Here is a 15853-nt window from a genome sequence, read left to right on the forward strand (position 1 = left end):
TGGCATGCCAGGGCTTTTTCATGCGCTAACGTTTAGCGACGACGGAACAAGGGCAGCGGTTCATCCGTTGCGGCTTGATACGTCACCGAGAAATCCTTGAGGCTTTCCAACGCTTCGTACGGGTCTTTGTCGGCGCGCAACGCGAAGGCATCGAACCCGCAGCGGTGCAGATAAAACAGCTGGTCGCGCAGCACATCGCCAATCGCGCGCAGCTCGCCTTTGAAACCGTAGCGGTCTCGCAGCAGGCGTGCGTTGGAGTAGTTGCGACCGTCGGTGAAGGCCGGGAAGTTCAGGGCGATGACCTGGAAGTGTTCCACGTCGTCGCCGATTTCTTCGGCTTCTTCATCGGCGTCCAGCCACACACCCAGGCCGCCGTCGCGGGCCTTGAGCGCATGGGCGTGCTCGCGCCACAGGGCCAACGGTACGATCAGGTCGTCGCAGTTGGAAATGCCATCGAAGCTCGCGTCCTTGGGCAGCAGGTGCCAGGTTTCGTCGAGGACTTCGTTGTTCTTAATGATTCGCTGCATAGACGCGCTCCTTGAACAGGTCGATGCCAATGCGCTGGTAGGTGTCGATGAAACGCTCATCTTCGGTGCGCTGTTCGATGTACACGTCGATCAGCTTGCCGATCACCTCGGGCATGGCTTCCTGGGCGAAGGACGGGCCGAGGATCTTGCCCAGGCTCGCATCGCGGCTGGCGCTGCCACCCAGGGACACTTGGTAGAATTCTTCGCCTTTCTTGTCCACGCCCAGGATGCCGATGTGGCCGACGTGGTGGTGACCGCAGGCGTTCATGCAACCGGAGATGTTCAGGTCCAGCTCGCCGATGTCGAACAGGTAGTCCAGGTCGTCGAAACGGCGCTGGATCGATTCGGCGATCGGGATCGATTTGGCGTTGGCCAGGGAGCAGAAGTCGCCGCCCGGGCAGCAGATGATGTCGGTCAGCAGGCCGATGTTCGGCGTGGCGAAACCGCCTTCGCGCAGCTCGCCCCACAGGGTGAACAGTTGGCTCTGTTCAACGTCGGCGAGAATGATGTTCTGCTCGTGGGAGGTGCGCAGTTGGCCGAAGCTGTAGCGCTCGGCCAGGTCGGCGACGGCGTCCAGCTGTTTGTCGGTGATGTCGCCCGGTGCAACGCCGGTGGGTTTCAGCGACAGGGTCACCGCGACATAGCCCGGCTTTTTGTGCGCCAGGGTGTTGCGGGTACGCCAGCGGGCGAAACCTGCGTGCTGCTGCTCAAGGTCGGCCAGCGCAGCTTCCTGGTTGCTCAGGGCTTTGTACTCAGGGTCGACGAAGTGCTTGGCGACGCGGTGTACTTCGGCTTCGGTCAGGGTGGTCTGGCCGCCGCGCAGGTGTTCCATTTCAGCGTCGACTTTCTGGGCAAACACCTCAGGGGTCAGCGCTTTGACCAGGATCTTGATCCGGGCCTTGTACTTGTTGTCACGACGGCCGTAGCGGTTGTAGACCCGCAAAATGGCATCGAGGTAGCTCAACAGGTCCTGCCATGGCAGGAATTCATTGATGAACGCACCGACGACCGGTGTACGACCGAGGCCGCCACCGACCAGCACACGGAAGCCCAGCTCGCCGGCTGCGTTGTGCACCGGCTCAAGGCCAATGTCATGCACTTCGATGGCGGCGCGGTCCGAGGTCGAGCCATTGATGGCGATCTTGAACTTGCGCGGCAAGTAGGCGAATTCCGGGTGAAAGGTGGTCCACTGACGGACGATTTCACACCAGGGGCGCGGGTCGATCAGCTCGTCGGCGGCTACGCCGGCGAATTGGTCGGTGGTCACATTGCGCAGGCAGTTACCGCTGGTCTGAATGGCGTGCATCTGCACGGTCGCCAGTTCAGCCAGGATGTCCGGCACGTCCTCCAGCGCCGGCCAGTTGAACTGCACGTTCTGGCGGGTACTGATGTGGGCATAGCCTTTGTCGAAGTCACGGGCAATCTTGGCCATCATGCGCGTCTGGCGCGAGGTCAGTTGGCCATAGGGCACGGCCACCCGCAGCATCGGCGCAAAGCGCTGAACATAAAGGCCATTTTGCAGGCGCAGAGGGCGGAACTCTTCCTCGCTCAGCTCACCTGCCAAGTAGCGTCGGGTCTGATCACGGAACTGCTTGACGCGGTCCTCGATGATGCGCTGATCGTATTCGTCGTATACGTACATATAGGTCCTGTTCTCGGCAAATCTGCGCGCACGGCCGCGCACTCCCAACGGAGCCGGCGCACGATACCAGTTTGCGTTTATGCGCAAAAGTGATGTTTGAGTATATGTAAATAACCAAATTGACTAATGAGAACGGTTATCGCGATACCCACATTTGTCATGCGGGCAATCATGATCTTTACTGTCGTCGAGTCTTAGTGCAATCACCTATAAAACCGACAAGAGGCGATGCGATGAGCAATTCGACCAAAGCCCGTAAACCTGACAGTACCGTTGACGCCTGGGCCATTTTGTTCCTGATAGTTCTGGTGGTCGGAACCGCCGTGTTCTGGGTTAGCCACCAATAAAAGAAGGTTGGTTGAGCCTCGATTGACTGCCAGTTTGCCACTATCATGGCGGTCAACATTCAAGGCTCAAACGACTATGTTGAAGGTTCTGATTGCGTGTGCGTGGTTACTGGGATCGGCGTACGGGGCGATTGCCCATGCGACGTCAGTGGTCTTTCTTAACCCGGGCACGTCCACGGAACCCTTCTGGGTCGGCTATTCGCAATTCATGCAGGCCGCTGCCAAGGACCTCGGCCTGGATTTGCGCGTGCGCTATTCCGAGCGCGACAGCAATAACACCCTGACGCAGGCGCGAGAGGCGTTGCAGGGCGCTGACCGCCCCGATTATCTGGTGCTGGTCAACGAACAGTATGTTGCCCCGCAGATTCTGCGCCTGGCCCAAGGCAGCGGGGTCAAGCTGCTGCTCGTCAACAACGCCCTGACCCCGGATCAGGTGCAGTTCCTGGACGTGTCCAATCAGCCTGACCTGCTCGGCAGCATCGTTGCCGATGACGAGCAGGCGGGCTACCTGATGCTCACCGAGTTGCTGCGTCAACATGGCCCCATTGCGCCCGGCCAGACCCTCGACTTGCTGGCGTTCTCCGGGGTCAAGAACACGCCTGTCTCGCTGCTGCGTGAGAAGGGCTTGCGCAGGGCGCTGGATGAACACCCCGAAGTCCGGTTGCGCCAATTGGTGTACGGCGAATGGAACCGCCAACGCGCCCTTGAACAAGCCACTCAGCTGTTCAAGCGGCACCCGCAGACGGCGCTGGTGTGGTCGGCCAATGATGAGATGGCCTTGGGCGCCATGCAGGCTCTGCAGGACAGTGGCCGCGTACCGGGCAAGGATGTGTTGTTCAGTGCGATCAACAGCTCGTCGCCCATCCTTGAGGCTCGTCTCGACGGTCGACTGAGTGTCCTGGTGGCGGGGCATTTCACCCTGGGCGGTTGGGCCATGGTGCTGCTGTATGACGATGCCCATGGGGTGGATATCGCCCGGCACGGCGGGAGCGAGCGTGAGGTCGCGCTGTTCCAGCTGATTGGGCCGGAGCAGGCGCGCCGCTTGCTGCAAATCAATGCCGGCAGCGATTACAGCGTGGATTTTCAGGCGTTATCGGCCTTGGGCAAACCTGAAAGCTATCGTTACCCGTTCAGCCTGCGCGCTGTGTTGCCTTGACCCTTCTCAGACGCCGGCCAGGTGCAGCACCAGCTTGACGATGCCGAACAGCGCCAGCGCAAACACCGCCGTGAACAGAATGCCCAGGATCACAAAGTGGCTGGGCTTGCCGTGGGTAAAGTCCCGCGCGCGGTTCTTGCCGCTCTGCACACCGAAGGCGGCGGCCATCACACTGTGCAGCATTTGCCAGAAGGTCGGTGGCTTGTTGTCGACTGGACCGTTCATACATCCCTCGTCAGGTAGATCTCCCTACAAAGCATAGACAATCTCTCGGTCAGGCCACGCCCGTTGTATGTATGCACCACCGACCAAAGGCTGAGCGGTGATGTGCTGTCACTCCCAATCACAGGAGTGACACCATGCCCGATTCATCTCGCCGTCCCGCCACTGGCAAGCCGCCAGTGGCGACCCTGAGTGTTCACGGCGACTTCCTCGAAAAGGCCGTTCCGCAATGGCTGGTCGACGCGACGCCAGCCCGCCGGTTGGCACTTAAAGAAACCGCGCCGGTCTTGCCCGACTGGTACAAAAACGCCTCGCCCGAACAGCGCAAGACCGTCAACGCGAGCGTCAAGGCCAGCGCCGTCGCTCAGGTTCAGTTGGACAAAACCATGTCGACGTTCCAGGACGTTGATGCATTCGCCAAGCCATTACTGCTCAAGGCGTTGAAAGAACAGTTCCAGGTGGAAATCGACGTCGACAAGACGTTGTTATGCCCCAGGCAGCCCGCTGCAGGTTAGTACGATTGAGATAACGGTTGACGGTATTGGGGCTGTTTTTTGGAGGATGTGGAAGCTGTCAAGTTCAGGCAGCTTCCACATGGGTGGAGTTAGTGCGATTCACTCACGGCCTGGGCAGTTCCAGCTTAAGGAACAGCTCCTTATCCAGCGGCGGTTTGATCTCGGCTTTATCCAAATTGACCACGGCTCGGTTGTCAGCGCGAGCCCGTTCGATCAGTTCTTTACGCGTAAACAGGCGCTCAGCTTTAGTCTTTAGATGGCCGAAGGCCGGTGTTAATGCTGGAGTATCGGCCGCCGGGTAATGAAAGTGCGCGTACCACAGGACGGTTTCTTCATACGGTTTCCCATGTCTTATTTGGCTTTTATCGCGTATCACGTATTCGCTGAGATAGTCGCCTGCCTTCAATAAAACTCGGCTTTTGGCCAGGTTGATATCGACAAAACCGTGTTGCCACAGGTACGCAATATTGGACGCTTTGGGGCGCTGTTGCTTGTAGCCCTCGCTGCATACTTCACGTGCCAGCTTGAGTGTGGTGGATGACTCGTCGCGGTAGGTGTTCATCATGGCGTTGGCATCTGCATGCGAGGCATGATTACGTTCGATTTCATCGGCCAGGGCGGCCATTTTGTTCGCATGCGGGGTCAACATGTCTTGCCAGTCCAGCGGGTTGAGCATTTCGCCGCGTGTCGGGTCCTGAAGCTTTCTCTGCAGGCCGCGTATCTTGCGTTCGATTTCCGCCCTTTGGGGTATCGCGCTTTCTGCCTCACGTTTAATCGCGGCCAATGAGCGAACCACCGGCGCAGGCGGTTGTGTGGCTGGCGTCGCCGCAACAACCTCGACCCATACGCCTTCATTGGCGTGTTCGAGGTAGGTGGCGACGATCTGCCCGGTGATGGGGTCGTTGATGTCGACAAATTGGCCGGGGTCCTCCGGTCGGGGGGCGCGCAAATCACCCACCAGGCTGCTGTTGTTGCGCGTCTTGATGACTTTCCTGGCGGCGGGTTTCGCTCGGGTCGGGCTGGCGGAGCTTGGCAGGAGGGCAAACCCTTCGTCCGTCAGGATCAAATCAGCCAGCTGTGCTTCAAGGCTGGTACGGGTGTCAAGGAGGTGCTCCAGGAACGCGGCTTGATACTCTTCTCGTACGAAGCCGGAGCCCATTTCAGCCAATGAATTGACGGCGTTCTCCAGTCGCTCATAGCGTTCAAGGACGCCCTTGAGTACATCAATTTGCTCGGCTGTTGAGTAGCCGCTGGTCGTACGCATTTCCGTGTGAGCCAATACGCTGGCGGTGGTTTTCGGGTCGGTGAGTTCCTGGATGAAAAGAAACTCCTCCGGCTCACGTGAATCATGGGTTCGGTCCAATACCAGCTCGGTAAGGTTGAGCAGTGCGTGTTGTTTTATGGCAATGGAGGATATCTTTTGATCGGTGGGCCTATCTTTCAATAGAAAGTTGCGCAGCGCGGGGTCTGCTTGCTTGAGGAAGGTTTCTATCTTTTCTGCGGGCTCAATCATCTGTTCGAGCACCTCATTCTGTAGCTTCTTGGTCGTGATGTACGCCTCGTAGGCGTCTGTGACGTTGTCGCGCAACTCTCTGTTGACGCGGCTACCGAGCTCCACGGTATTTTCACCGCGTTCGGTTTCCAGGGTGTCGGTAAATTTTTGCGACACCACCTCAAAGATCGACCCCCAATAGTTATAGGCAAACTGGGTTGCGACGTCGCGTGATCGTTTGTGTCTCGGGTCCGTTCTGTCGGCTTCCATCAGTTCGCCGTTCTTGACTTCGATCTTCTGCATTGTCGGGTTAATCACCTCCGCGTTTTGCCGGTAGTTGTCGAATGCGATATCCCAATGCAATTTGGCTTGCGCGGTCATGAGTTGTCTTTGGGCATGCCGCTCTGTGATTCTGGCGTGCAGTTCTGGAAGCGCAGTCGAGGTGCCGAGCCTTATCCAATCCTCTCGCAACGCTTTTTTATGTTCGACCAGTTGGGTCCTGGCCGTGTCCAGCGCTGTTTTGAACGGAAGAAACGTGATCGCCAATGGCAGCATTTCGGCATTGAGACTTTCCAGGTCTCTCTTCAGTGCGGCTATCCGATCTCGATGCTGTCGCTGCCATTTATCCAGCTTTTCCCTGGGCATACCGCCTTCCAGCCGAGCCTTTCGTTCCAGTCGCCAATGCCCTTGTCCGTCGCTGCCCAACTTGAAGCCAGGACGCTGCGGGTGTTGCGGATCAACCAGGTAGACCTCGCCGAAACCGGCTACCACGCTGACTTGAAACAGCAGCCCGCCGACGCTGGCGTGCCAGGTATTGTCAATTCTGTACAGCCCCTTGAACGGGCCGCTTGCCTCGGCGGGTGGCAAGCTTTCGGGCCACGGCACGTGAACATCGAGCAGCGCCTTGAGCAACTTCGCGCTGCTCTGGGGGCTGGCTATCGAGCGGCTGAAGTCGAGTGCGGTGTGGCCTGTCGCCGGAGGCTCACCCGGTAGCGCGACCGAGCCGTGTTGGACCGGTGCAGTGCTCTCCGGAGGCGGCAAACCCGCAGTGCGGCGCCAGGACGCCAGGTGCAGAGCGTTGTCTTGCGGGGAGAGTTCCGGTAATGGCTGTCGGGCGCTATCCGAGGGTGTGGCGGCATGCAACAGCACCATCGCGGTATTGAGCAACAGGTCAATCAGCGCCAGTTCGCGGGTGGTCGGGTCATCGCTGTCCAGGCCAACTAAATCCTGTTCCAGGCTGCTGACCAGTACCAGGAACCAGCCCGCCAACATGGCCGGGCCGCGCACCAATGGCAGCAACAAGGTGTTGAACAGCAACCCGGCACCTTCCATCAAGATAGCCCAGCGGCTTTCGCTGTTGGACACCGACTCGCGATCAGCCAGGTCGACCATCGCCCGTGCCGTGCTGCCGAACAGGTGGTTAAGCAGCTCGCCGTTGACCTGTGATTGAAGCCATTCATCGGCACCCTCATCGACTGCCAGCGTCGCGGGGGCCGGCTGTTGAGGCGGGGCGAATTCATCCCCGGCCAGGAAGCGAATGATGTGCGGCTCTTTAAACCCACCGTGATCGTAGATCGGGCGCGCCTTGTCGCTTAGCCAGGTCAGCACGCTCGTCTGCACCGCGCTGGGAGTGGCAAGCGCATCCAGCAGCGCCTGGCGTGTGGGGTATTGATACAGGCTGTCGGTATACAGCGGTCGATACAGCAGGTGCGGGCCGATGTTGGCGTCCCGAGGCTCGATAACAAACATGTTATTGACGGTGTCGGGCGTAGCTCCGGCTTTTCGGCACAGGGCCAGTGGGCGCAGGACGATCTCCTGGCCGTCGACGATTCTGTCGGCGGGGGTGTCGCCCATCAACGCCTTCACATAACGATAGCCTGTGGTGGTGACGCCATACTGCTGCCTGATCCGGTACTCCAGCGCCTGCATCGGCAGGTGGACCTTGAGTTCGCGAGTAAACAGGGTCTCCCGTTGGCGCGCGTCGCTCGTGTCGGTGAGCAACAGGTCCTTGATCTTCTGTGGATAGGCCGTGCCAATGTCGACGCGCTGGATCAACCCCTGGCTACCCAGCAAGTAGTCTGTGGTCATCCAGTCCGGCAGTGTCTCGGCACTTTTGGCGGCGAGTGTCAGCGTGCCTTTGGGCTTGCCGGCGAGGTTCTTCAGCGCCAGCTCCGTCAGCGACATGCGTACATGCTCGATAATGCCGGCGCCGCCCGGGTAGCCGGCGGCCACGGCGAAATCCAACACCAGCTCGTCGGGGTCGTAATCCTCATGGTCGGTTTGCATCTGTTTGCGCAATGCGTCGCGGCTGAAACTGTGGATGTTTGCAATGCCTTCGTTGAAAGAGCGGCCCTGATTCTGTTTCATCACTCGCGCCATGTCCTGCAGATGGCGGTGGTAGGCAAAGCGGTCATCGGCACTGGCGTGCTTGAGCCACGCGGGCAGCTGGCGGTCGACCTTTTGCAGGTGCGCAGCAGAAGGTACCGGGACCTTGGTAAACAGTAGGGCTGGGTCCGTGAGTTTATTCAGGGCCTGGTTAAGCGCTGCTTCGCTTTGGCCTTGAAATGACAAACTCGCCAGGTCTTCAAGTTGCTGATTGAGAATAAGCCCGGCCTGCTGTTCGAACACGTTGCCTTCAGGCTCATTGCGCCGCCAGGTGATGCTGTCGCACTGGAACTGGTTCTGCATCCTGGCCCCCCAGGTTTCGCCAAAGGCATCCATCGAGTCAAACGGCTCGACAGCCCCCGCCAGGCTGCACAGCAGCACCTGTTGGTCGCGCACCAGCAGCAGGTCCGGCGTGAGCAGGCGTACTGCTTTCCCGGCGCTGGAAAGAGTGGTTTCAATGAAATAGGCATACGTGGTGGGCCTGGAGCGGGGCAGACGCTCGAGGCGCCCGGGCCAGGCGGCGGTGACAGCCAGCATGTCCCGTTGTATTTCGGTCAGGCCTGAGGGGCCTGCTGCTACCGCGGTCATCTGACCATTGAGAAATTCGCCCAGCCATTGCCAGCGACTGCTGCCGTGGCTGTCGGTGGCGCTCCAGTAGTCAGCCAGGGTGTGCTGGAAATACAGGTAGAGCGATGAGGGTAACGCGTCGATGAGTTGCGCGATGACCTGCATGTCGATCAGCGGCAGCGCTGCGGGCTTCAGCACCGTAGGCACGTTTTGCGTCAGGTAGAACGGCAGTTCACGGCGTGGCTGCAGGTCAAGCAGCTGCGGGTTCAAGACATGTGCGATAGCGATGTTCATCAACAGCGGGTAGGTATAACCGCCAGCGGGGGCCGGGGTGGCCAGCTTGACCGAGAGCAGGTCCAGTTGCAGGGTCGGGTAGCGCTGCAGGATGCGCTCGCGCAGGGCGTTGAACACCACTGAAAACAAAGCTGGGCGAGTGGCGAAACGCTCATGGACAGCCTGGGCGGGTAATTGGCCCAGGGCTGTGGGTAACACGGGGTAGGTTGGGTCGGGCATGACGAAATCCTGTTTCCTGTTTCAATCCGGTGCGGGTTGGCTGCCGGGTCAGCGGACCGATGATCGGTCCGCTACAGGAAATCGGATTTCGTCGTGGCGAGTACGGTAGGGGGATACCGCAAATAGGGCCGAGAGTCTTAGTTGTCGTAACCCAGGTTCGGCGCCAGCCAGCGTTCGGTGACGCTCAAGTCCTGTTGCTTACGCGCGGTGTAGCTTTGCACCTGGTCCTTGTCGACCTTGCCCACGGCGAAGTATTGCGCCTGCGGATGGGCGAAGTACCAGCCGCTGACTGCCGCCGCCGGGAACATCGCGTAGTGCTCGGTCAGGAACACGCCGCTACGGCCCGCCTGCATTTCGCGGGCCTCGGGGTCGAGCAGTTGGAACAGTTGGGCTTTCTCGGTGTGGTCCGGGCACGCCGGGTAGCCCGGGGCAGGGCGGATGCCGCTGTATTGCTCTTTGATCAGCGCCTCGTTATCCAGCTGTTCGTCCTTGGCGTAGCCCCAGTGTTCTTTACGCACTTGCTGGTGCAGCCACTCGGCGCAGGCCTCGGCCAGGCGGTCGGCCAGGGCCTTGACCATGATCGAGTTGTAATCGTCGCCTGCGTCCTGATAGGCCTTGGCCACTTCTTCCGCGCCGATACCCGCGGTGGTGATGAAGCCACCGATGTAGTCGGTCACGCCGCTGTCTTTTGGCGCGACGAAGTCGGCCAGGGAGAAGTTTGGCTTGCCATCGGTCTTGATGATTTGCTGGCGCAGGTGATGCAACCTGGCAATCGGCTGGCCGTCGTCACCGTAGACTTCCAGGTCATCGTCCTGCACCTGGTTGGTCGGCCAGAAGCCGAACACTGCGCGGGCGCTGATGAGTTTTTCGTCGATCAGCTTTTTCAGCATTTCCCGGGCATCGGCGTAGAGCGCGGTAGCCGCTTCACCCACCACCTCGTCTTCGAGGATGCGCGGGAACTTGCCGGCCAGGTCCCAGGAGATAAAGAACGGCGTCCAGTCGATGTACTCGGCCAGCACCTTGAGGTCGATATTGTCCAGCACCTTGGCGCCAGTAAACGTCGGTTTCACCGGGGTATAGGTGCTCCAGTCGAACTGCGGCTTCTTGGCGATCGCGGCCGGGTAGCTCAGACGCTCGGTGCGGGCGCTGCGGTTCGAGGTGCGCTCGCGCACGTCGATGTATTCCAGGCGGGTTTTCTCGACGAAGGCTGGCTTCAATTCCTTGGACAGCAACTGCGTGGCCACGCCCACCGCACGGGAGGCGTCGGTTACATAGATCACCGCGTCGTTGCTGTACTTGGGCTCGATCTTCACCGCAGTGTGCGCCTTGGACGTGGTCGCGCCACCGATCATCAGCGGCAGGTGGAAGTCCTGGCGCTGCATCTCGCGGGCCACATGCACCATCTCATCTAGGGACGGCGTGATCAGGCCGGACAGGCCAATGATGTCGCACTTCTGTTCCTTGGCCACCTGCAGGATCTTCTCGGCCGGGACCATCACGCCCAGGTCGACAATGTCATAGCCGTTGCAACCCAGCACCACGCCAACAATGTTCTTGCCGATGTCATGCACGTCACCTTTTACGGTGGCCATCAGGATCTTGCCCTTGGCTTCCGGCTTGTCGCCTTTCTCCAGTTCGATGAACGGGATCAAGTGGGCCACGGCCTGCTTCATCACCCGGGCGGATTTAACCACCTGGGGCAGGAACATTTTGCCGGCGCCAAACAGGTCGCCGACGATGTTCATGCCGGACATCAACGGGCCTTCGATCACCTCGATCGGGCGCGCGAACGATTGGCGGGATTCCTCGGTGTCTTCGACGATATGCGTGGTGATGCCCTTGACCAGCGCGTGCTCCAGGCGCTGGTTCACCGGCCAGCCACGCCATTCCTCGGTCTCGGCTTCTTTTATGCTGCCGTCACCTTTGTATTTGTCGGCGATGGCGAGGAGGGCGTCGGTGCCTTCCGGTGTGCGGTTGAGCACCACGTCTTCGACCGCATCGCGCAGCTCGGCCGGGATCTGGTCGTAGATCTCCAACTGGCCGGCGTTGACGATACCCATGGTCAGGCCATTGCGGATCGCATACAGCAGGAACACCGAGTGGATCGCCTCACGCACCGGGTTGTTACCGCGGAACGAGAACGACACGTTGGACACGCCACCCGAGGTCAGCGCATACGGCAGCTCATCGCGGATATAGGCGCAGGCGTTAATGAAGTCGACGGCGTAGTTGTTGTGCTCTTCGATACCGGTGGCGACCGCGAAGATGTTCGGGTCGAAGATGATGTCTTCCGGCGGGAAGCCGACGTCATTGACCAAAATGTCGTAGGAGCGTTTGCAGATTTCTTTCTTGCGCGCTTCGGTGTCGGCCTGGCCGGCTTCGTCAAAGGCCATCACCACCACGGCGGCGCCGTAGCGTTTGCACAGCTTGGCGTGGTGAATGAACTGCTCCACGCCTTCCTTCATGCTGATGGAGTTGACGATGCCCTTGCCCTGGATGCACTTGAGGCCGGCCTCGATCACTTCCCACTTGGAGGAGTCGATCATGATCGGTACACGGGAGATGTCCGGCTCGCCGGCAATCAGATTGAGGAAGGTCACCATGGCCTTCTTCGAATCGAGCATCCCTTCGTCCATGTTGATGTCGATCACCTGGGCGCCGGCTTCCACCTGCTGCAGGGCGACTTCCAGGGCTTCGGTGTAGTTGTCTTCACGGATCAGGCGGGCAAAACGTGCGGAACCGGTAATGTTGGTGCGCTCGCCGACGTTGACGAACAACGAGCTGCGATCAATGGTGAACGGCTCCAGGCCCGACAGGCGGCAAGCCTTTGGAATGTCCGGGATCGGGCGCGGCGCATAACCGGCCACGGCCTTGGCGATGGCTTCGATGTGGCCCGGCGTGGTGCCGCAGCAGCCGCCTACAATGTTGAGGAAGCCGCTCTGGGCGAATTCTTCGATGACCTTGGCGGTTTCCGACGGCAGCTCGTCGTACTCGCCGAACTCATTGGGCAGGCCGGCGTTTGGGTGCGCCGACACGTGGGTGCTGGCCTTGTTCGACAGTTCTTCCAGGTACGGGCGCAGCTCACTCGCCCCAAGGGCGCAGTTCAGACCTACGGAAATCGGCTTGGCGTGGCTGACGGAGTTCCAGAACGCTTCGGTGGTCTGGCCCGAGAGGGTACGGCCGGAGGCGTCGGTGATGGTGCCGGAAATCATGATCGGCAACTCGATACCCAGTTCTTCGAACACGCCTTGCACGGCGAAGATCGCGGCTTTGGCGTTGAGTGTGTCGAAGATGGTTTCGATCAGGATCAGATCGGCGCCGCCCTCGATCAGACCTTTGGTCGCCTCGGTGTAGTTTTCCACCAGCTCATCAAAGGTCACGTTACGGTAGCCGGGGTTGTTCACATCAGGCGACAGCGAGCACGTACGGCTGGTAGGGCCGAGCACGCCAGCGACGAAACGCGGCTTGGCCGGGTTTTCCAGGGTCTTCGCGTCGGCGACCTTGCGCGCCAGGCGTGCGCCTTCTACGTTTAATTCGTAGGCCAGGGCTTCCATGCCGTAATCGGCCATGGAAATGCGCGTGGCGTTGAAGGTGTTGGTTTCCAGAATGTCGGCGCCGGCATCCAGGTAGGCTTTTTCGATGCCGCCGATCACGTCCGGACGGGTGATGACCAGCAGGTCGTTGTTGCCCTTGACGTCGCTCGGCCAGTCGGCGAAGCGCTTGCCACGATAATCCTGTTCCTCAAGCTTGTAGCTCTGGATCATCGTGCCCATACCGCCATCGAGTATCAGGATACGTTCCTTGAGGGCTTGATGAAGGGCTTGCAGACGAGCGCTACGATCGGACATGGGACTACTCTGGTCAGGCATTTCGGAGGGGACGAATCATAGCAAACCTGTGCCGATTTAGAGCATGTCCAGGTTTTGCATGAATATCGTTCATGTTGGTGCAGGATGCAGGTCGGTAGAATTCCCGGGATTTATCATTTTGGCTTCATATCGGGACAAGGCTCATGCCGTATCGCATCATCGTCAGCCTTGCACTTTTGCTGATTGGCACCACTACGCAGGCCCAAGATCCCGCCCCGGCGATTTCCTACACCCGTGACATTCAACCGATTTTTACCGAGAAGTGCGTGGCGTGCCATGCCTGCTATGACTCGGCCTGCCAGTTGAACCTGGGCAGCGGCGAAGGCGCGGCCCGGGGCGCGACCAAAGTGCCGGTCTACGACGGTGAGCGCAGCCAGGCAACCAAGCCGGTCCGGCTGTTCTATGACGCCTTCGGTAAAGCCGCCTGGCAGCGCGAAGGCTTCAGCTCGGTACTTGATGCCCAGGGCAGCCAGGCCGCGCTGATGGCGCGCATGTTGGAGTTGGGCCACCGTCGTGCGCCCTTGCAGCCCAATGGCAAATTGCCTGAAGACATCGTGCTGGGCCTGAACCGCGAAAACATGTGCCCGTCGCCAGGTGAATTCGACGCCTACGCCGGCGCACACCCCAATGAGGGCATGCCGCTGGCCGTCACCGGCTTGAGTGACCAGCAATACCAGACCCTGCAACGCTGGCTGGCCTCCGGTGCGCCGATCGATGAGCAAGGCGTGGCGCCGAGTGCCCAGGAAGCCGCCCAGGTGCTGCAATGGGAAAACCTGCTCAACGCCCCCGGCGCTCGCCAAAGCCTGGTGGCGCGCTGGCTGTACGAACACCTGTTTATTGCGCATCTTTATTTCGAGGGCGGCGAACCCGGGCATTTCTTTCAGTGGGTACGCTCACGTACCCCCAGCGGCCAGCCGATTGACCTGATCAACACCCGCCGCCCCAACGACGACCCCGGCACTCGGGTGTACTACCGCCTGTGGCCGGTACAAGGGGTGATCGTGCATAAAACCCACATCACCTATCCTCTCAGTGCGCAGAAAATGGCACGGGTCAAATCCCTGTTCTACAGCGGTGATTGGCAGGTCACCGCGTCGCCGGGCTACGGCCCCGGGCGCCGTGCCAACCCATTCGAGACCTTCGAGGCGATCCCGGCACAGGCGCGTTACCAGTTCATGCTGGACAACGCCGAGTATTTTGTACGCACTTTTATTCGTGGCCCGGTGTGCCGCGGGCAGATTGCGACGGACGTGATCCGCGACAACTTCTGGGCGCTGTTTCAGGCGCCGGATCACGATCTGTACATCACAGATGCCCGCTATCGCGGCCAGGCGACGCCGTTGCTGGCGATGCCGGGGCAGAATGATGACGTGGGCAGTGTGCTCAGCCTGTGGCTCAAGTACCGCGACAAGCGCAACCAGTACGAAGCCCTGCGCCGGGACAGTTATGCCGACCTGCCGGCACCAAGCTGGTCAACCCTGTGGGCCGGCAATGACAATGCGCTGTTGAGCATCTTCCGCCACTTTGACAGTGCCTCGGTCAATAAAGGCCTGATCGGTGAAGTCCCGCAGACGATGTGGTTGTTCGATTACCCGTTGCTGGAGCGCACCTACTACCAACTGGTGGTCAACTTTGACGTGTTCGGCAATGTCTCGCACCAGGCCCAGACCCGGCTCTACTTCGACCTGATCCGCAATGGTGCCGAGCAGAACTTCCTGCGCCTGATGCCGGCCGATACACGCGACGACTTTATGGACGATTGGTACCAGAACAGCGGGAAACTCAAGCTCTGGCTGGACTACGAGGCGATTGACGATGACACGCCGAGTGGGTTGCATCTGGATAAGAAGGACCCGAAGCGCGATTTTGCCAATCAGTTATTGACGCGTTATGGCGATTTGAACGCCAGTCCGGACCCGCTCAACCGTTGTGCCGGTGCCTATTGCTCGCGCGATGGGATTGATCCGGCGTTGCGGGATGCGGAGCAGGCCCTCAGTCGCCTCACGTCGAGGCCGGCGGCGGGGCTCAAGGTGATTGAGCAACTGCCTGAGGCCACTATGTTGCGGATCGAGACCGCCAGCGGCAAGCGGGTGGTTTACAGCATGTTGCGTAACCGGGCGCACAGTAATGTGGCGTTTTTGCTGGGTGAGGCTTATCGCTATCAGCCGGGGCTGGATACTGTGACCATTTATCCAGGGGTGCTGAGCAGTTATCCGAACTTCATTTTCAACATTCCGGCGCAGGAGGTGCCGGGGTTTGTTTTGGCGATGGAGAGTGCCAGGGATGCTCAGCAGTTTGAGAAGATTGTTGATCGGTGGGGTGTGCGGCGCAGTCATCCGCTGTTTTGGCAGTATTTCCACGACTTGTCGCGGTATGTTCTGGAGACTACGCCGGTTGAGGCGGGGGTGTTGGATATGAATCGGTATGAGAATTTGTGATTTGTGATTTGTGATTTGTGATTTGTGATTTGTGATTTGTGATTTGTGTGGGGGTACATATCCGTTGCTGCGGTAACGGCTGCTTAGGGTTCCGCCCTTACGGCGGGTCACTTTTTTACAAAGCGCCTAAAAAAGTAACCAAAAAACGCTTTGCCCCACCACTCGGTGCCTCGCCTGGGC

The 15853-nt window shown here is 59.7% G+C and carries 8 protein-coding genes; 3 read left to right on the forward strand and 5 right to left on the reverse strand.

Going from position 1 to position 15853, the window contains the following annotated elements; genetic code table 11:
- Positions 1-32 precede the first annotated feature (32 nt).
- Together ACLBW8_RS27830 and ACLBW8_RS27835 are read right to left on the reverse strand one after the other, a co-directional pair.
- Positions 33-527 (reverse strand): DUF934 domain-containing protein, encoded by a 495-nt coding sequence (locus ACLBW8_RS27830; protein WP_053255711.1) that lies wholly within the window; start codon positions 525-527, stop codon positions 33-35.
- Complete coding sequence (locus ACLBW8_RS27835) at positions 511-2169, reverse strand: nitrite/sulfite reductase (RefSeq protein WP_447806837.1); 1659 nt, start codon at positions 2167-2169, stop codon at positions 511-513. Before ACLBW8_RS27835 ends, ACLBW8_RS27830 begins: the two co-directional genes overlap by 17 nt.
- Positions 2170-2592: 423 nt before the next feature.
- On the opposite strand from ACLBW8_RS27835, the gene ACLBW8_RS27840 reads away from it, so the two are divergent.
- Positions 2593-3672, forward strand: coding sequence for an ABC transporter substrate-binding protein (locus tag ACLBW8_RS27840; protein WP_447806838.1), 1080 nt, complete (start codon positions 2593-2595; stop codon positions 3670-3672).
- A gap of 6 nt (positions 3673-3678) precedes the next feature.
- Here the strand turns inward: ACLBW8_RS27840 and ACLBW8_RS27845 are convergent, their stop codons facing one another.
- Complete coding sequence (locus ACLBW8_RS27845; protein WP_064452002.1) at positions 3679-3897, reverse strand: DUF2970 domain-containing protein; 219 nt, start codon at positions 3895-3897, stop codon at positions 3679-3681.
- Positions 3898-4031: 134 nt separating this feature from the next.
- On the opposite strand from ACLBW8_RS27845, the gene ACLBW8_RS27850 reads away from it, so the two are divergent.
- Complete coding sequence (locus tag ACLBW8_RS27850; RefSeq protein WP_447806839.1) at positions 4032-4409, forward strand: hypothetical protein; 378 nt, start codon at positions 4032-4034, stop codon at positions 4407-4409.
- A 103-nt stretch (positions 4410-4512) separates the two neighbouring features.
- Here the strand turns inward: ACLBW8_RS27850 and ACLBW8_RS27855 are convergent, their stop codons facing one another.
- Complete coding sequence (locus tag ACLBW8_RS27855; RefSeq protein ID WP_447806840.1) at positions 4513-9366, reverse strand: dermonecrotic toxin domain-containing protein; 4854 nt, start codon at positions 9364-9366, stop codon at positions 4513-4515.
- A 137-nt stretch (positions 9367-9503) separates the two neighbouring features.
- Entirely contained in the window at positions 9504-13214 is a 3711-nt protein-coding gene (metH, locus tag ACLBW8_RS27860) for a methionine synthase (RefSeq protein WP_447806841.1), read from the reverse strand.
- Between the two features lie 164 nt (positions 13215-13378).
- Between metH and ACLBW8_RS27865 the strand changes: the two genes are divergently transcribed.
- The gene (locus tag ACLBW8_RS27865; RefSeq protein ID WP_447806842.1) at positions 13379-15673 is read left to right on the forward strand and encodes a fatty acid cis/trans isomerase; all 2295 of its coding nucleotides are present in this window, start codon (positions 13379-13381) and stop codon (positions 15671-15673) included.
- The last annotated feature ends 180 nt before the right edge of the window (positions 15674-15853 follow it).

The organism is Pseudomonas sp. M5A4_2d, from assembly GCF_053345295.1.